Raw genomic sequence first — 17,962 nt, 5'->3', positions numbered from 1 at the left:
CTATACATCGGGAGTGATTCAAATGACAGGTGTCATTGCCGGATTGGTTGTCTGTATGTTTGTGTTTGTCATTCGAGAAACGCTCATGCACGCAGGGGATGAGGATTTAGAGAACTATTGAAAATGAATTGCGAGGTTCAATTGTATGTCAGAGAGCAGGAACAGAACATTATTTGAGTTAATGGGGGGGGCGGAGACGGTAAGTCGTTTGGTTGAGGCTTTTTATCCGAAAGTACAACAGCATCCGTTACTTGCGCCGCTCTTTCCCGCTAATATAGGACCCGTTATTGAGAAACAAACGCTGTTTTTGACCCAATTCTTTGGCGGGCCAACCTTGTACTCAGATCGCCATGGTCATCCCATGATGCGAGCTAGGCATATGCCATTTCCGATCACAAGAGAACATGCCGATGCTTGGTTAGCTTGTATGACGGAAGCGATGGCGGATGTGGGCGTGCCCGATGATTTAAAGGCTTTTCTAATAGAACGGCTTAAAGGTTCTGCCTATCATTTCATAAACACACCTGAGGAAGACTAGCCCGTTATTCCTACGGTTGCTCATCTTCGAGGGAATTCGATAGAAGTTTTTCTCACCACATTAACTAGGGAAAAAGGCGGGATTTCAAGTGGTCGAACCCTTATACGATATTACAGTGACTTGCACCTTCTGTACCAATGAGTTCAAATCAAAGAAAGTTCGACCAAGCTTCAAAAAAGCAAGTAAATCAGATACGGATTTTTGCATTCACTACAAGGATATAAATCCCGATTTCTACGTGGTACGGATCTGTCCATTTTGCGGATATGCCCATACGGAGAACTTTTCGGATAAATGGACTTTGGCGGAGCGAGCAGTTTTCCAGGATAAAGTTGCACAGAACTGGTCGATGCGCGATTATTGCAGGGAAAGAACGTGGGAAGATTCACTTCAGAGCTTTAAACTGGCACTTCTGAGTGCACAGATCAAAAATGAGAAGTCGCGTGTGGTTGCTGGTCTATTGCATCACTTGGCTTGGCTTTACCGTATCAAAGAGGATAGGGAGCAGGAAGAACGCTTTCTTTCATTCGCGTTGGATGCGTATGTGAGCGTATTTGAAACGGAAGGCATGGATTTAAATAACGCGAAGCTTATGTATTTAATGGGCGAGTTGAACCGGAGATTAAAACGTTTCCCTGATGCTGTTAAATGGTTTTCACGGATCATTAATGATCGTAAGATTATGGATGCAGGGATGATTAGAGCTAGTCGTGAGCAATGGATTACAACGCGTGAGGATATGCTGGCTATGCGCTTAGAATTGCCAGATGAGATGAAGCAAGCTACATAAATAAATCGATAAGCAACCCAATAAAATGAACGCTAAACCATAATTCGGTATTGAACCGAAGGGTCAAGCGTTCATTTTTTGTTCATTTACTTGTGAGTGCCTATATAGAGTGGGGCGGTTTTTACCAGTATGCTTGGACTGATAAAGTGCGTGATCAGCTTCTGAGATAAGCGTTCTAAGATCAGTTTGCGAGGAGGCAGCCGTCGAGATCCCGATCGAAATAGAGATGGGTGCTGCTTCCAGGCCGTTCTTTTTATGAAGAAATAATTCGGCAATCGAGGTACATAAGGTTTGGCCGTAGCTAAGGACTCGGGTAGGGTCAGTCTCTGTACAGAGCAGAATAAACTCTTCACCCCCGTATCTGGCGAGGTAGTCTTGCTCATGAATAAGATGACGCAGAACGGAGCTTATTTCTTGGAGTAGTTGATCGCCTTCCAGATGTCCAAATCGATCGTTGTATAGCTTAAAATTATCGAGATCAATCATCATGATGGTTACTTTCCGCTTATGTAGTGCACTGTGGGCGATCGGCATAAAGCTTCGTAAATTCGGCAACTTGGTTAATCCATCTTGATTAGCTTGCAGCTCAAGCTTACGTTGTAGTCGCCAATTGTTGTTCTCGTCATTCACCATGAGGATGATCATGAACAAGGTGGCAGATGTGAGCGCAAACATAAACAATTGATCAAGCGTATACGACCAAGAAAAGCTGCTTGTCAGGAAGCTATGCGTTACTAGACGCAGCATGAATACGAAAGCACATATTTGGAGGGCAAGTCGAATAGGAATGTCCAAGAAGCCATTGCGATATTCTTTGTTATGGAAAAAGGAGCTAATGAGTGCTGGGGCAATGAGGTCTTGTGCGATGATGAACCAGGCTGAACTTTCATGTGAGATGAGACCTAAGCCAGCAGGCAATAGGGTTGAGAAGATAGCAACAGGCAATCCATATCGCAATCCGGCCATGAAGATGGGTAACGAGCGAAGATCAATTAAACCAAATGTCTCCGGCAGTGGAACCAGCATCATGATGATGCTGGCTAGACCTGTCAGTAACGATGCGAATAGACGCTCGTGCGAATCGATCAACATCTTGCTGTGAACTTTCAATGCTAAATAATTTAAGGTTACTAAGGTACATGCGCTTGTCAAAGGAATGAGGTACTCATTCATAAGGGTTAGTTTGCTCCTTGCAATGAACTACGAATTGTCTTTGTTTCGTACCGCGGTGTCCGCTAGTAAATAATCCCGATCCGTATCCACAAGTGTCAGCTTGTTATGGCAACATGGGAAGACGAGCAGTTTCTTTTTACCTTCATGTATGGAAGTAAGTTCATGGATTTTGAGCGGCAGTAAGACATTTGAGCTTAGACAGAATGGACATTGGGCCACGTAAATGTCCTTCATGATGATGTCGTAAGGCCAAGTGTTAGCAAAAGGGATCAAGGTCTACTTCGATTCCGGTTCGCTTTTATCTGAAGAAGTAGTCTTCGCGAGCTCAGCTAATTTCTGCAGGAGAATATGTTGTGGCATATGCATGAGATGTTCTAAAGGTACTTTAAGCTGTTCAGCTAACTTAACAGCTGTTTCAGGAGATATTTGCAACGGTTTCATTATCGAGAAATCACCCATCCTGTTCCGATTTAGTCCGAAGGAACTATACATAATTGAATCATACTTTTTGCATAGAAGCAATGAGGAAGATGCGGATAGTTGGCGATTGGCTGCAGGATATGATTTAATTAAAAGTGGAAAGGAAAGGTGATCGCATTGTTAACATTACCTCTTAATCAAACATGGAATCTTGAAACATTTTTCCCTGGAGGAAGTGATTCTCCTGCATTCGCTGCACACCTGAAGAAGCTTCAGGAATCCATTGCAACTTTTCAAGAGCAAGTACGTCGTACGGCATCCCCACAAAGCCTAGAGGATACTTCAGCGCTGGCACACTTGATTGAATTGCTCCAGCACAATGTGATGCATATTCACGAGGCAGATTCCTTCGTGGGCTGTTTGCAAGCGGATAATCAGAAGGATAAGAAAGCGCCTGTGCTGAGTGGGCAAGTCAAAAGCTTATATGCCGAGCATTTATCTTCTCTCACACATTTTGATCAAATTCTGACAGGGGTTCCAGATCAGGTTTGGGCAGCGTTGCTGCAGCAAGAGCCATTTCAGGCTATCGCCTTTTCGCTCAATGAACGTCGCTCACTAGCTAAGGAAAAGCTGCCGCCAGAGCAAGAGGCATTAATTAACGATTTGGCCGTAGATGGCTATCATGGGTGGAGCGATTTGTATAATTCGACCGTAGGTCAATTCAGCATGGCTGTTGAAGTCGACGGTAAGCAGGTTGAATTATCCGCAGGTCAAGCATTTAATAAGCTGCATACAGAGAATCGTGAAGAACGGTTAGATCTATTTGATAAATGGGAAAAAGCATGGACAGATAAAGAAGAATACTGTGCAGAAGCATTAAATCACTTGGCTGGCTTCCGACTTCAGGTCTATAAGGCTCGAGGCTGGAAAAGCATACATAAAGAACCACTTGCGATCAATCGGATGGAAGAAAAAACATTGAACGTGATGTGGGATGTCATTGACCGTAATAAAGGTCTTTTCGTGGAATATCTGAATAGAAAAGCAAAGCTGCTTGGCGTTGACAAGCTGGCATGGGTTGACGTAGATGCGCCACTGGGCGATTCATCCAAGAAGATTTCCTATGACGAGGGTGCGAGTCTGATCATTGATCAATTCAAGCGATTTAGTCCGAAGCTTGCTGCCTTCTCCGAGGAGGCCTTCGAGAAACGCTGGATCGAAGCAGAGGATCGCCCAGGTAAGCGTCCTGGAGGCTTCTGCACCTCATTCCCGCTAGCGGGTGAGACACGTATCTTCATGACGTACGGTGGGACGCTGAATAACGTCTCTACGCTTGCTCATGAGCTAGGGCATGGTTACCACCAGCATGTCATGACGGATATGCCGGCTCTCGCGCAGGAGTATGCGATGAATGTGGCAGAAACAGCGTCCACTTTCGCTGAAATGATCGTGGCAGATGCCGTTGTGAAGAGTGCATCGACAGATGATGAGCGCATTGTTTTGCTCGAGGATAAAATTCAACGGGCGATCGCTTTCTTCATGAACATTCATGCGCGGTTTATTTTTGAGACGAACTTCTACGCGGAACGCAGTCAAGGTTTAGTCAGTGTTGAGCGACTTAATGAGCTCATGGTCGATGCGCAAAAGCTGGCTTATAAGGATGCCCTAAGCAGCTATCATCCGCATTTCTGGGCCGCTAAACTGCACTTCTATGCGACGGATGTTCCTTTCTACAATTTCCCGTATACCTTCGGGTACATGTTCTCTGCTGGGATTTATGCAAGAGCTGTGCAGGAAGCCGCAACCTTCGAAGACAAGTACATCTCCTTGCTTAGAGATACAGGCAGTATGAACGTAGAAGAGCTCGCACAGAAGCATCTGGGTGTGGATCTCACGGAGCCGGATTTCTGGCAAAGTGCCGTTGACATGGCGGCGCAAGATGTAAAACAGTTCATGGAGCTAACGGAAGCGAAAGTTCGCGTGTAGGATGTGGCGGGTAGAAGGGAGGACCAACGTCGCCTCCCATGCCTCGCCAACGCTCTCGCTATTCGCACAAAGAAACAGCCCCCCTGAGGTTGGCCTCAGAGGGGCTGTTTCTGTATAGTTTAAAGCTTAAATATTTGAATCGTCTGCTGCAACTGAGTCACAACGCGCGTCATTTCTTCCGCTTGCGTAACGATGCCCTGTACAGTTGCAATTTGCTCATTCATGGAAGCGGACACTTCTTGCGTACCAGCCGCGGACTCTTCTGTAATCGCTGAAATATTTTCCATAGCTGCAGCAATTTGACCTGAGCTTTGTAGCATGCTTTCGCTTTCTTGTGCGAAGCGTGTAATCTCCTCGGAAATGAAACTAACACTGCCGACAATCTCAGCAAATACAATCTCCGTTTGATCGATTAAGACGGTTTGTTTCTTAACGACGTCCTCATTGACTTGAATGCTGCGAATCGCATCTTGAATGCCTTGCTCAATGCTTTTGACGAAGCCAAATACTTCACGTGTAAGGGATGTGGATTCTTCAGCAAGCTTACGTACTTCTTGCGCTACGATCGCAAAGCCTCGTCCATGCTCACCAGCTCTAGCTGCTTCAATGGAGGCGTTGAGGGACAATAGGTTTGTTTGCTCAGCAATCTCGGAAATGGAGCGAGTAACGGTCGAAATACCAGCGGCTTGACGAGCCAGCATGTCAATCGTATCCGATACCTGCCTTGTTACTTCAACATTTCGTTTCATACCTACGCCTTGGCTTTCAACCGAGGTGCGTCCTTTTTCAACAAGCGTCATCATTTGATCCGAACGGTTTTTCATTTCATTGGCCGATCCGGCATAATTCACGATTTTCACTTCAATATCTTTGGAAGTAATGGAAACGCCTGAAACCTCCTCGGAGATTTGTCCCGCACCAGCTGCTAGCTCGTGGGCCGAAATGCTCACTTGTTCTAGAACTGAACGGAAGCTTTCGTTTTTAACATAGATATCACGGCTTGTCTGGAAAACTTGCTTCGAAATAGAACCTGTATCCCGTAAAATATCGCGGAGCTTGTCAATCATTTTGTTAAAGGATTGACCCAGCTGACCAAGTGAATCATCCGTAGTGATTGCAACCTTTTGAGAGAAGTCACCTTTGGAGATGTTTAGGGCAATGCGAGAGATATCCGCAATTGGCTCCGTGAGTTGAGCTTCAAACCAACGGATGAATGGTAAGCTTCCAGCAAGAACAATTATTAGGAAAATAATGCCGAGTAAGCGGTTCCAGTCTGAGGCGAAAGTTACAATCATTAAGAAAAGTAGATTTAAGCCAATTAGTGCAAAACAACCAATTTGTAGTTTCTTTCTAAACGATAGGGATGAAATATGTTCCAATCCGACCGACTCCTCTGCAAAATTTGTTTACTTGTGGAGAAAATAATAGGTATATTTGAAAATTATATCATTGAACATGGAAACATTCTACAGTTTTTCGACAACAATCGTTCGTTATTTACAAGAAAACTGGAATTTATATTAAGTGAATATAAAGAATTTAGTGAATTGTTCAAATATTGGAAATAAACTGTTGAATTATGTAAATCCACTATATATAATAGGTCTACAGTCACGAAATTAACATAATTAGTAAATAAGTATAATTTAAGGGGGATTAATTACAAATTGGAACAGATGACACTCGCTAGACAAATTGATGTGGTTTTTCGAAAGATCAAGGAAGAGCTTTCACACGTGAACTCAGGTACGGTTTTTGTTCACATTCGCAACAATGAGATTGGCAAATTTGGCATTAAACATTTACCGTTTGAAAGTTCAGAGGGAGTATTACCTGCAGCGGCTAGCATGGGGCTAACTGAGCTGCAATTTCAATCTTTTCGTCAAATGGCGATCGAATCTCTTAAACGTAAGAAGAGCTGGACACATGGGGAAATATTGTTTGATTTTACGGTAAGGAAGAATATCATTTCGATTAGTATCATGTTTGAGAGTAATTATAATATGGCTACATATGCAAGAACGATTTAGCACTCATACTCCTATTATTTTTATCAAAAGGACCCCGATCACAATTGTGATTGGGGTTCTTTTTGGAGCAAAATGCGACCCTTGCCATAAGGAATGCACATGGGAGTTCCAACCACAAATGGGAAAGTTGTCCTTGAGGGGGAAGCATGGGTTATCAAACAGTCCCACTCTAATTGTCCAATTTTGAGTAGAATTTACAATACTCCAGCAGTTCCGTGTAATTGCCGAGCCTGACTGCCGGTCCTTGCTTAGTCGCGAATTCGTAGCTTCTTAGACCAGTGCTTACATGAAATGTACTCATTCCTAACCTATTCCCGCATTCTATATCGATTTCACTATCTCCTATGATCACATCGTTGCGTCTCGCGATATTCATTAAAGCTCGCTGCTTCGGATTTCCTCCCTTCAGTGGCGTAACAACGTAAATATGATCGAACAAGTCATAAACCCTTAGACGTTTAAGTTGAAGATAGACATGTTCATTATGATTTCTTATCGTAATCAGAGCCAGATGGTATTTCCCCTTCACGTTGGCGGCAAAGCTGGGGAAGTCTTCTATCATCGTATCCAGATCTAGTAAGTCCATACTTTCCAAGCGGTTGCTTTTATAATGCTTATAGCGCTGCATCGTGTCCTGCTGGTTGGCAACAAGCTTACCATAAATACGATGGACGATGGATGTATCGTCGGTTAAAGACAGCTTCAACCGCTTATAATCCGCCAAGGAAGGGAACGGCAGCCCCGTCTCATTTTCAAAAAAGGAGCTCATGATGCTATAGTATCGGTGCCATACATCAATGATCGTTCCATCGAGGTCAAAAAATATGGTCGGCTTCATGAAGGTTCCTCGGTGAAATATTCTTGAAAATAGCGGTACATCGTTAATTGGTCCTTCTTGTACTTGATATGCTCATCGATGGGGTCGCCCAGCATGAGGCGAATCATCAAATTTGGAATATCATAACCGGAAGCGATTGTTAACGGGAGCCCTCCGGAAGCAAATCGGGTATTAAAATCGATAATAAACGGCTGATTATGCCTATTGAGAATGTACTGGAAATTGACGGGGCCTTCCAAATGGATATGTTTAGATATGGAGCGAATGTAATCTCTTATTTCCAGAGGATGCTGATTTTGGCAGATGACAGCTCCTCCGCCTAACGTTTTCAATCTTTCTCTTTGATTGCAAACAATCAACAGTCCCTTCTGATCAAAAAGGCAATCCACCGTGTATTCCTTGCCGCTGATGTAATCCGTAACGACATAATCTTTCATTTTTACACTCCAATAGTCGAGGTCCATACGATCTTCGAGCTTTCGAACCTCTTTGCTCCCGCTGCTTTCGCATTTTTTGATGATGGCCGGATAAGTAACGGCTTCTTTCGTCTCAAATACCTCGGGAACGGGCAGCCCAATGTTCTTCATAAACAGATACATCTTTTGCTTATGGTGAAGTATTTCATGGGTGTTCACATCGCAAACAAGCAACTGAACCCCCTTTTTTAATAAGTCCGCTTTGTGTTTGGAGTAAAATGGCGTGTCATATGAGGTGGTTGGAAATATGATATCAACGTGTTCTTGTTCGACTAGGGAAAGAACAATGTTTTCGTAACTCGGGTCACTGCTGGCAGGCACTTTATAAAACGAGTCGACCACATGTTTAGCGTACACGTATTCGCTGCTATCCACAGCTACGATATGATACTTATATCCTTGAATGGGATGTTGCAATAAGTGTTTTATTAAGAACGTTCCAGTTAGCCCTCCTGCTGAGGTAATCAATATGGTTAAGTTTTTAATCATCGTCGCTCAGCCTCCCAGGTTAAAACTAACCATAAAATGCTTTGACTTCTCTTTCAATCTGAGGCCATACTTTAGCAATCGTGTTTTGGTAGGAAGCCTGTTCGCGTACATACTTTAATCCGTTTGCAGCCTTTTTTTTGCGTATATCTTCGTGCTCCAAATAATATTTGATTTTTTTGATTGTTTCTTCCGGTGAGCTTGAGACTGCACAATCATTCTCCGATGACAATTTGGCCCGGACTCCCGGACTGTCCGATGTCAGCAAAAAACCGCCTGATGCCAAAATATCGTAAGTGCGGCTGCTGATTTGGTCCTCAACGGTTTGTACGCTAATATTGATCTTGGCTGAATTATAAACTTGAGGCGTCAGGTGATAAGGAATACTGCCTTGCATCAACTCGCTTCGCGGCGATACGCCAAGATAGTCTTTCATCTCATGCCAATCGCGCCCCCATATTTTCGTATGAAAGGGAGCGTCCAATAACGGAGCCACCAAGTCCATGATGCTTTTTCGGCGAAAAATATCCCACATGAACTGCCCGTTCACGATCACGGAAACATCACATGCATACTTTGGATTGGGAGGCATGGGGCGGTGAAAATGCGGATTGCAGCCCACGTCTAAATATTCGGCTTTTATCCCCATTGTTCGATAAGAAGAAATTTTATCGGCGCTACGGGTCATTACAAACTGGGGGGATGTCTTGGAAACATACGGTTTGGACCAACGTTCAAAATGAAACCAATCCTCTTCCGCGAAATATAAATGAAAAATACGATGGCGTTTTAAAAACTCCGCAAAAACATCTGTTTTAGTATGCAGCACATCCCATCCGATCGTTACGATCATGTCGGGTCGAAATGTGTGAATCGCCTGCTCCAGCAGTTCCTCACTAATATCGTTGAGATGGTATACCTGGTGACCATTTGATTCCAGTGCCCATCCGAATGTCAAGCGGAACATATCCAGAGTCATTAGTGAAAGTATTTTCATAACGTTATCCCCTCTCTTACAAGCTGTGATTTTGGTGACGCAGCCATTGATAGGTACTATCGAGGCCTTCCTGCATGGAGTGTTTTGGACACCATTGTAAATCATTCATGATAGCGCTTATATCAACAGAACGATGGCTGACATTGTCGATCACTCTCTTCTGTCTGTAAGTAATCGGATAATTCGGACGTCCCGCGACGTCGGATATCATGGTTGCGAGCTGACGGACAGCTGTTTCCTTTCCTGTGCCAATATTATAAAGCTTCCCAAGGCTGTTTGGATGAGTGATGGAAGCAAGCAAAGCTTCTATAGCATCTTCAACATACGTAAAGTCCCTGGTTTGTTCCCCGTCCCCGTATATGTCCATCGGCACATTGTTCTCCAACGCTTCAAAAAATCTGGCCACGACACCGCAGTATGGATTGGATGACAACTGACCGGGCCCAAAAACGTTGGACAACCGTACCGTCGTGACGGGGAAACGATACATGTGATAAAACACTTCGCAATAATGCTCGACGGAAAACTTGCTGGCGGAATAAGGCGTAGTCAGCTGATACCAGTGTTCGGGTGTAGGACGAACGGATGCATTTCCATAGACAGAGGCTGTAGACGTATAGAGCATCCTTTTTAAATGGGGACAAAGCTCTTTCGCTTTATGAAGCAGTAAAAAACCGCCGTAGAGGTTTGTGTGGAAATCTTCATGCAAATTCAGGACAGATCGAGTAAGACTGCGGCATGCCAGATGGAAAATCCATTCCACTTTAGGGAGTACTTCTTCCAACAATTTTTCATTTGTAATGCTATCCTGATAGAAAGTGATTTTGTCGGAATTCATAACGGAATTTCGGTTCCCGGCGGACAAATCATCGATGACATAAATATGTTCTGAGATAGGCTCTAATTTGCGGACGAGCTGCGAACCGACAAACCCAGCCCCTCCAGTTACCAAGACATGACTAAAGCGCATTAACAACATCTCCCTTCGTTTATGAGAGTATGCGAGCAGAGTTGCAGATGTTTGTACGATTACCTAAATCAAAGAGAAAACGGGAAATTGCTGCACGAATAGCCGTTGTCCTCCCATCTATTAGGCTAACAAGGGAGGAGATATGTCCATACGCACTAGCTTACATTGACATAATCATATACAGAGTGAACTAGGTTTTTAGTTAACGGATATCTTTTGATAAAGGAGATGAAACATTTGAAGGTCATACATTGTGCTGCCGAAATTGGGGGGCAGATGGAACTATTCATGAAAGGATTAAAGAATCTAGGACACGATGCTTCAGTTTATCGAGCTGAGGATCTGCGGCATCTATTGAATGTCGCCAATCAGACCGCCGACATTTTTCATTTTCATAACGGACTGTATTTTTCAGAGCAGCTAACCGGCCCAGAATTTGAAAAGCTAAACCATGCAAAAAAGCTATTTCAATACTGGGGAAAAGATCTTCGAACCGAAGAAAAAGCCATCATTCATAATCCTTATATCAGACTCGGATATGATTTTGAGGATGAGAAGATTAAACAAACCTTGGATATGATTTCGAAAAAATTCCCCGCTTGTATTGTCAAAGATTATGAATTACAAGCCTACGCATCCAAGGTGCACGATCGGGTATATGTTCTCCCGCTTGCTGTAGACTTACAAGAAATAGACAATCTGGCCCCGTCCGCATCGGCGCATAGAAGCGAACCGCTTATTATCCATGCTCCGATGGAAGGCAAAGGAACTGAATATGTTGAGGAAGTATTGGACCGGCTTCGCAGTGAGGGATATTCCTTCCATTATGAACGAGTTGAGGGTTTGAACAGAGGTGAAGCTTTACAGCGATATCGGCAAGCCGATCTCATTATTGATCACCTGTTAAGAGGATCATACGGTTTAGTGGCCATCGAAGGGATGGCTTTGGGAAAACCGGTTATTTCCTATATCAGGGAGGATCTTAAGCATCGTTATCCGTCAGATTTGCCGATTATTTCCGCCAATCCTGCCAACCTATACAATGCTGTAGCCTCTTTGCTTCAGAATCCTGCGCTTCGTAAGGAAAAAGGTAGAGCAGGAAGGGAGTATGTCGAGAGAGAGCATGCGCTTCCTGAAGTAGCCCGCCAACTGGACCGAATTTATCAAAGTGAAAGGGCAACGATTCCGAATAAACCAAAGACCAACACTATTTCTTTGCAACCCAATCGATTTTTTACGAGGAAAGGAAAGATGAGGGCGGCATCATATTTTTCCTTTAATTTGGCACAAGTCCCTTCATCCGTGTCGATCGTAAATGCTGTTATGCATTTCCCCGTCATAGTCGGCAAACAAAAAAACGTATCGGTATTTCGCGTAAAAACAGGATGGGACCGCAAGAGAATTCCTTATAAACGGCCGATGCTATATCGAAAGCCTATAAAAAAATTGATCGCTCAGCGCGGAAAGAAGAAGTCTATTCGCTCCGTTGTAGCTTGGGATTGCACTCTTTTAACCAAAAGCTGGCACAACGGCCAATTGAGAAACCACGGTGTCTACATTTCGAAAAAATTGTGGAGACATCCTTCTCTTATATTAACTTTGGCTGATTAGAAAGTATTCTGACACTAAAGCGGTGAGAGAGCCTGTATCGGCAATCCCACCGCTTCTCTTAAAACGTATTTGGTGTTTTCGGTCCGGTATCCTTCATCATGTTTGTCGAAAAGGAATCTATCGGTAATGTTTGAGGATTACCTTTAATGGATGATATATATTGCGCGAAAATGATTTCAAGAGCTCGTTTCCCTTCGATAGCATCAATCAGAGTCGGATGGTTTTGTGCCAACACAGCATCAATGAAACTTTGATACATATATAGATGTTCATCCGTATCGTCCATTAGTTTCATCGCTTCATCCGTACTGATCGCGGTCTCTTCCATGTGCCACCGTTCCAGCTTATTCAAGGAAGTGCCGCCGATGCATATCGTCCCTTTTTCGGCAAATATGGATATCGAATTTTCCAGATTATTGGGAAGGGTAACTGAATTCGCCTCGATGATCCCTTTCGCGCCATTTTCAAAAGTAAGGATGCCCAGAGCAATATCCTCCGTCTCTTTTCGGATATTTCCATTAGACAATTCTCCATAAACACACTGAACACCGCCAAGAAACCATTGAAGCAGGTCGATGACGTGGATACCTTGATTAAGCAGCATTCCGCCATCCTGCGACCATGTTCCCCTCCAGGAAGCCTCGCTATAATAGTTGGATGACCGATTAATTCTTAGCGTTGCCGATCCCATGTAAATCCGGCCAAGAGCACCGGTTGCAATGATCTCCTTAATCTTTTTCATGATCGGCCGATATCGGAGCTGGTGGCATACTTGGACGAAGCGCTGCTGAGCGGCTGCCAGTTCAATAATTTCATCTGCGTCCTTTAGTGATAACGTCATGGGCTTCTCCAACACGATATGTTTGCCCATAAGAAGTGCCGCTTTGGCCATTTCCGCATGCATTCCTGATAAAGTAGAGATGATGACGGTTTGAACGGAGGGATCGGCAAGCAGGACTCGGTAGTCGGTCGATTTTGCCAACGTAGCGCAGCTGTCCGTCGTTTGTTGCCACAATGCTTCTGCCTGTTCCATTCGTTCCTCGGCGACATCGCTTACCGCAATCAGCCTTGCCTCCTTGCAGCGGGCGAGCGTACGAAGGTGACGTTCGGCGATCCTGCCGCAGCCGATGATGCCGAAGGTCACGCTCATGTCGCTTCACTACCATAGCTTTTCAGTACAGAAATAATGTAATCTTGTTCACTTTCCTGTAAGAAGGGGCTCATCGGGATTGCAAACAACTGGAGTGACAGCTTCTCTGCCACTGGAAAATCATCTTTCTTGTAGGAAAGATGAGCGTACGCATTTTGCAGATGAAGCGGACAAGGATAGTAAACACCCGTTTGTATGCCAGACTGTTTGAGCTTAGCGGTGATCGCTTCCCGTTCTGCGGACTCTATACAATAGAGATGATAAATATGCGTGTTGTCGTCATTTTCATACGGTATCCGTAGAAATGACAGATTTTCCAACCCTTCTCGATAGCGAGCCGACAGCTTCCTGCGCATGCGGTTCCATTCATCGATGTGGTCCAGAGCGACGTTTAGAATCGCAGCATGCAGTTCATCCAGGCGGCTATTGTACCCAAGCATATCATGATAATACTTCATGGAACTTCCGTGTTGGCGCAGCTTGCGGATTTTTGCGGCAATTTCCGGATTAGACGTGGTGATCATCCCGCCATCTCCGATCGTTCCCAAATTTTTGGTAGGAAAGAAGGAGAAGCAGGCCGCATCACCCAGGCTTCCTAGAGGCTTTCCTTTATACGCTGATCCAAAAGCTTGGCAAGCATCTTCAATGACGATTAAATGATGCCGCTTTGCCACCTCTATCAGTACGTCCATTTCGGCGGGTTGGCCGAATAAATGAACGGGTATAATCGCTTTTGTTTTCGGTGTAATGGCCTTCTCTACCCTCAAAGGATCAATGTTATAAGTGAGTGGATCAATATCAACGAACACCGGCTTGGCGCCTAATCTGGATATGGCCTCAGCGGTAGCGAAAAAAGTAAAAGGAGTCGTGATGACTTCGTCCCCTTCCCCGATGCCATACGCATCCAAAGTCATGATTAAGGCATCCGTTCCATTTCCTACGCCTATCGCGAAGGCTGCACTTGTCTTTTCCGCAATCCGCTGCTCTACTTGCCTCACATGATCACCGATTATATATTTGCCGCTGTCGATCACGCCCTCCATTTGCTGTAGTATTTCTTTTTTGATGGATTGAAACTGGCGAGCGAGGTCCACTAAAGGAATCATCCCCCATTCACTCCCTTTTGTTTTCTAAATTCGTACAATATGATCGCCCTTATAGGAGGCCGTTACATTTCTCGTATCGATCACGCACCGGCTATGGTTGACTACATCATTCCATTTGATGCAAGAATGATCGACAAGCACTACGATGGCGTCCAACTCCTGTAACTTCAATTGCTCTATTTGAAGGATAGGCAAGTTAAAAGGGACGTTCCCCTGATAGACCGGATCATGAACGGAGACTTTCATTTTTTTATTGAGCAAAAGTTCAATCACCTTCATGGAAGCCGATTCTCGAATATCGTTTACATCTTTTTTGTAGGTGAGGCCGATGATACCAATATTTGCTTGCTGGGCGGAAACTCCTCTTTCCGAAAGAATCTGCGTGATCCGTTTGACTACAAAGTGGGGCATCATTTCATTCACAATTCCAGCCTGCTGAATCATTGTTAAAGGAAACCCCTCCTGCATGCCAATCCATGTTAAGTAAAATGGATCGACAGGGATACAGTGCCCGCCGACTCCTGGGCTGGGATAAAATGGGGTAAAACCGAAAGGTTTCGTGGATGCCGTTTGAATGACTTCCCATATATTGATTTGCAGCAAGTTTGCCAGCATGTTGACCTCGTTGATAAACGAAATATTAATAAGCCGTTGGCTATTTTCTAAGATTTTTACAAACTCCGCAATACGAGGGGAAGATACAGGAACGATTGTTTGGAAAACGTCTCTATACAGCTTTGCTACTTTCTCGAGACAACAATCCGTCACCCCACTCACAATTTTCGGAATTTGCTCCAGAGTAAACTGCATGTTGCCCGGATCAATTCGTTCCGGAGAATATCCAAGAAAAAGATTAGAACCTATTGTAAAGCCATGGTTTTCCAAAAGCGGCTTAATGATATCCTCTGTAGTTCCGGGGTAAGTGGAGCTCTCGAGTACTACTAATTGTCCCGGCTGCAGATAAGGTGCCATCTGATTAATAGTTGAGTAGACATAAGATAAATCCGGCTCTTTATTTCGCAGGGGAGTTGGTACACAGATAATAATATGATCCGTTTTACTTAGAACAAGGTAGTCCGTTGTTGCTTCAAATCTTTTGCAATCTATGAGTCTTCCGATCTCATCATCACTTATGTCAGAAATAAAGCTTTTTCCATTACGCAATACCTCGACTCTCTTTTCGTTAATATCAACACCGAATACCTTGTAGCCTTTTTTAACAAAAGCAATGGCGAGCGGCAGCCCCACATAACCTAAGCCAATAATGGCAACAGTTTCCCTATTGTTGGACATAAGTGCCAGACCTCCTTCAGACGTTCTCATTGTAGTACAAGAAATATCTAAAAGTGATGAAGATGAAATTTCTATTTATTCAATTATTTTTACTGGTCATTGAAACGGGGACAGCCATCCAATTAAAAACATACAGGATAACACTAAAGGCGTGTTACTTCCGAAGTGAAGGCGTCAATAGTCTATTTCGAACTGCGAGACGGAAAGCTCATGGTTACACTCCAAGAGAACATCGTAGTTATGGTCATCTTACTGGCTGTCAACAACACCATAACCTACTCCGCTCATATTTACTCATTCCTCTCAGTAAGTGAATTTTCATTACGGTATAATTTACGCTCGGTACATAGTGATTGCTTGGACATAAGTCAGACTGCATATAAAATAAACCGTCGTTTTTTGCCTTTCTGTCAATAGATGGAGAGAGGGCGATTGTGGCCGGAGATCCTGCTAGGAGATCAGGAATAATTTTGGCAGCATGCCCAATCGCTAAAAGCTTTGGAATCACTAACACAGCGGCTAGGGGAGGCGCTGCAACTATGTCCAGACGGTATCGTAATGCGTCCGCACATGCAGCGGTATATTGATGTTTCACTAGCGATTACAGACATTTACAAGGAGTATACGGATCTTGTAGAGGTGTTTTCAATTGATGAACAGTTCTTGAACGTGACAGGATCACTTAATCATTTCCACACCACACCAGAAGAGTTGGCAGTCATGATTCAAAAAAATTTGCAGCATCCATGAACATACGTGTCCGCGTAGGTATCGGTCCGACCAAAATACTTGCAAAGCAAGCGACAGATAATTTTGCAAAGATAAATGCAAACGGTATTTTCACTCTCGGTAAAGAAAATGTAGAGCGTGATCTATGGCCTCTAACCGTGGATAAGATGTACGGGGTGGGTTCTAGGATGACGAGGCACTTTGTGGCGCTTGGAATGACGACGATTGGTCATGTTGCTCGAACTCCTCTCGCTGCCCTTAAATAGAAGTTTCGAGCTCGCTTTGGTAAGCAATCGGATATACAAGCAGAGGTGATGTGGCGGACTGCCAATGGTCTCGACGATAGTCTAGTTACACCAGGGACATTTAACGTAGCACCAAAGTCCAGCGGCCATGCAATGACGTTGCCGCGAGATTACACGACAGCGGAAGAAGTTGATATCGTTCTCTTGGAATTAACGGAAGAGGTGTGCCGCGATGCAAGAACTAGAGGATTCAACAGCGGAACCGTCCATGTATTTTGCATGTGTTCACCTTACGATGCCCCTACAGGATTCAGTCAGCAACGAAAAATGCCTTACAGTACACCGCAATTGGAACGGTCTCCCAGTCCGTAAAGTTGGTGTCACACTTGGATCACTTGAAGATGAGGAAGTGACACAACTTGTCTTCGAAGACATAACGAAGATTCGAAAACTCAATAGCGTTCTTGATGGGATTAAAAAGGGAATACAGCAATTATTCGCGCTTCGAGTTTAATGAAAGCCGGTCTTGCTGCGGATAGAGCTGGCAAAATTGGAGGTCATTATAGATGAGCAAGAAATTAGAACTGAATGGTCTTTGGGTGTCCAGTCGGATGATGCTTCCTTAACATAAAGAGTCGGCAATTAGAAATCAAAGAGAAAGTCAACGAATCTCGCGTCCTATACGTGATGAGCAAGAAATACTAAATATATCAGCGGTGCTGAGTCTGTCGCAGATGTACAAGACACCGATCGAGTTAACTTTATATGAAGAATTTAAGATTCACTCAATTACAGGTATCGTAGCGCGTAGTAAACATGGAGAATTTCGATTAGACACTGTTGAACTGTTTAGTGGAGCAGAGGATTGGGAATGGATTGGTTACAGAAATGTTCTGAAGGCAGAGTTAAGCAAAGAAATGGACTAAAGATGAATTGATCGATCCTTAATGATTTATAATAGATACCTAAAGCCATTATACGCTAAGTAGGTAATTTTACTGTACTAACTAGTCGTGTTGCCGCTGAATCATAATGCCCAAAAGCTGACGGAATTGCCTGTCCAGGGATTGACGAATATAATGACCGTATCACAGTAAAGGAAAAGGACGCCTCCATAAAACGTG

General features: G+C 44.0%; 19 protein-coding genes and 1 pseudogene. 9 read left to right on the top strand and 11 right to left on the bottom strand.

From position 1 onward, the window contains the following. Positions 1-145 precede the first annotated feature (145 nt). Together AC58PQ_RS18585 and AC58PQ_RS18580 are read left to right on the top strand one after the other, a co-directional pair. The gene (locus tag AC58PQ_RS18585) at positions 146-538 is read left to right on the top strand and encodes a globin domain-containing protein (protein ID WP_497244081.1); all 393 of its coding nucleotides are present in this window, start codon (positions 146-148) and stop codon (positions 536-538) included. Between the two features lie 88 nt (positions 539-626). After that, complete coding sequence (locus tag AC58PQ_RS18580) at positions 627-1,328, top strand: DUF2225 domain-containing protein (RefSeq protein WP_497244079.1); 702 nt, start codon at positions 627-629, stop codon at positions 1,326-1,328. Positions 1,329-1,391: 63 nt separating this feature from the next. Here AC58PQ_RS18580 and AC58PQ_RS18575 read toward each other — a convergent pair whose 3' ends face one another. The 3 genes from AC58PQ_RS18575 to AC58PQ_RS18565 are packed head-to-tail and all read right to left on the bottom strand — an operon-like array spanning position 1,392 to position 2,942. After that, positions 1,392-2,501, bottom strand: a complete 1,110-nt coding sequence (locus tag AC58PQ_RS18575) for a diguanylate cyclase (protein ID WP_497244077.1) — start codon at positions 2,499-2,501, stop codon at positions 1,392-1,394. A 27-nt stretch (positions 2,502-2,528) separates the two neighbouring features. Next, entirely contained in the window at positions 2,529-2,774 is a 246-nt protein-coding gene (locus AC58PQ_RS18570; protein ID WP_497244075.1) for a hypothetical protein, read from the bottom strand. A 3-nt stretch (positions 2,775-2,777) separates the two neighbouring features. Further along, entirely contained in the window at positions 2,778-2,942 is a 165-nt protein-coding gene (locus AC58PQ_RS18565) for a YycC family protein (RefSeq protein WP_497244073.1), read from the bottom strand. Positions 2,943-3,089: 147 nt separating this feature from the next. Between AC58PQ_RS18565 and AC58PQ_RS18560 the strand changes: the two genes are divergently transcribed. Beyond that, positions 3,090-4,907, top strand: a complete 1,818-nt coding sequence (locus AC58PQ_RS18560) for a M3 family oligoendopeptidase (RefSeq protein ID WP_497244071.1) — start codon at positions 3,090-3,092, stop codon at positions 4,905-4,907. A gap of 119 nt (positions 4,908-5,026) precedes the next feature. On the opposite strand, the gene AC58PQ_RS18555 is transcribed toward AC58PQ_RS18560, so the two are convergent. Next, positions 5,027-6,286 carry a methyl-accepting chemotaxis protein gene (locus AC58PQ_RS18555; protein WP_497244069.1) on the bottom strand — a complete coding sequence of 420 codons (1,260 nt, stop codon included), beginning with the start codon at positions 6,284-6,286 and terminating at the stop codon, positions 5,027-5,029. Between the two features lie 297 nt (positions 6,287-6,583). Between AC58PQ_RS18555 and AC58PQ_RS18550 the strand changes: the two genes are divergently transcribed. Further along, positions 6,584-6,937 carry an O-methyltransferase gene (locus AC58PQ_RS18550; RefSeq protein WP_497244239.1) on the top strand — a complete coding sequence of 118 codons (354 nt, stop codon included), beginning with the start codon at positions 6,584-6,586 and terminating at the stop codon, positions 6,935-6,937. Between the two features lie 169 nt (positions 6,938-7,106). Here the strand turns inward: AC58PQ_RS18550 and AC58PQ_RS18545 are convergent, their stop codons facing one another. The 4 genes from AC58PQ_RS18545 to AC58PQ_RS18530 are packed head-to-tail and all read right to left on the bottom strand — an operon-like array spanning position 7,107 to position 10,704. Beyond that, positions 7,107-7,775 (bottom strand): HAD family hydrolase, encoded by a 669-nt coding sequence (locus tag AC58PQ_RS18545; RefSeq protein WP_497244067.1) that lies wholly within the window; start codon positions 7,773-7,775, stop codon positions 7,107-7,109. Further along, complete coding sequence (locus AC58PQ_RS18540; RefSeq protein ID WP_497244065.1) at positions 7,772-8,740, bottom strand: ATP-grasp domain-containing protein; 969 nt, start codon at positions 8,738-8,740, stop codon at positions 7,772-7,774. Before AC58PQ_RS18540 ends, AC58PQ_RS18545 begins: the two co-directional genes overlap by 4 nt. A 25-nt stretch (positions 8,741-8,765) precedes the next feature. Then, a complete protein-coding gene (locus AC58PQ_RS18535) occupies positions 8,766-9,734 on the bottom strand; it encodes a CgeB family protein (protein WP_497244063.1) in 969 nt (322 codons plus the stop codon). 16 nt (positions 9,735-9,750) lie between these two features. Continuing rightward, on the bottom strand, positions 9,751-10,704 hold the full coding sequence (locus AC58PQ_RS18530) for an NAD-dependent epimerase/dehydratase family protein (protein WP_497244061.1): 954 nt from the start codon (positions 10,702-10,704) through the stop codon (positions 9,751-9,753). A gap of 237 nt (positions 10,705-10,941) precedes the next feature. Between AC58PQ_RS18530 and AC58PQ_RS18525 the strand changes: the two genes are divergently transcribed. Beyond that, the gene (locus AC58PQ_RS18525) at positions 10,942-12,315 is read left to right on the top strand and encodes a glycosyltransferase (RefSeq protein WP_497244059.1); all 1,374 of its coding nucleotides are present in this window, start codon (positions 10,942-10,944) and stop codon (positions 12,313-12,315) included. Between the two features lie 58 nt (positions 12,316-12,373). Here AC58PQ_RS18525 and AC58PQ_RS18520 read toward each other — a convergent pair whose 3' ends face one another. From AC58PQ_RS18520 to AC58PQ_RS18510, 3 genes are read right to left on the bottom strand one after another with little or no spacing between them, the layout of a single operon-like run. Then, positions 12,374-13,465, bottom strand: coding sequence for a Gfo/Idh/MocA family protein (locus AC58PQ_RS18520; protein WP_497244057.1), 1,092 nt, complete (start codon positions 13,463-13,465; stop codon positions 12,374-12,376). Then, a complete protein-coding gene (locus AC58PQ_RS18515) occupies positions 13,462-14,571 on the bottom strand; it encodes a DegT/DnrJ/EryC1/StrS family aminotransferase (protein ID WP_497244055.1) in 1,110 nt (369 codons plus the stop codon). The genes AC58PQ_RS18520 and AC58PQ_RS18515 overlap by 4 nt, the downstream gene beginning before the upstream one ends. A 24-nt stretch (positions 14,572-14,595) precedes the next feature. Continuing rightward, positions 14,596-15,864 (bottom strand): nucleotide sugar dehydrogenase, encoded by a 1,269-nt coding sequence (locus AC58PQ_RS18510; RefSeq protein ID WP_497244053.1) that lies wholly within the window; start codon positions 15,862-15,864, stop codon positions 14,596-14,598. A gap of 558 nt (positions 15,865-16,422) precedes the next feature. On the opposite strand from AC58PQ_RS18510, the gene AC58PQ_RS18505 reads away from it, so the two are divergent. From AC58PQ_RS18505 to AC58PQ_RS18490, 4 genes and pseudogenes are all read left to right on the top strand, one after another. Beyond that, complete coding sequence (locus AC58PQ_RS18505; protein ID WP_497244051.1) at positions 16,423-16,614, top strand: Y-family DNA polymerase; 192 nt, start codon at positions 16,423-16,425, stop codon at positions 16,612-16,614. After that, complete coding sequence (locus AC58PQ_RS18500) at positions 16,611-16,859, top strand: hypothetical protein (protein WP_497244049.1); 249 nt, start codon at positions 16,611-16,613, stop codon at positions 16,857-16,859. Before AC58PQ_RS18505 ends, AC58PQ_RS18500 begins: the two co-directional genes overlap by 4 nt. Positions 16,860-16,907: 48 nt before the next feature. Beyond that, positions 16,908-17,210 carry a DinB/UmuC family translesion DNA polymerase gene (locus AC58PQ_RS18495; protein WP_497244237.1) on the top strand — a complete coding sequence of 101 codons (303 nt, stop codon included), beginning with the start codon at positions 16,908-16,910 and terminating at the stop codon, positions 17,208-17,210. 266 nt (positions 17,211-17,476) lie between these two features. Then, positions 17,477-17,764, top strand: a pseudogene (locus tag AC58PQ_RS18490) (YolD-like family protein); the annotation flags it as partial. Between the last annotated feature and the right edge of the window lie 198 nt (positions 17,765-17,962).

The organism is Paenibacillus sp. J22P143 (assembly GCF_059692035.1).
The sequence above is the reverse complement of the archived record's forward strand: the minus strand, read 5'-3'. Positions and strand labels throughout refer to the sequence as shown.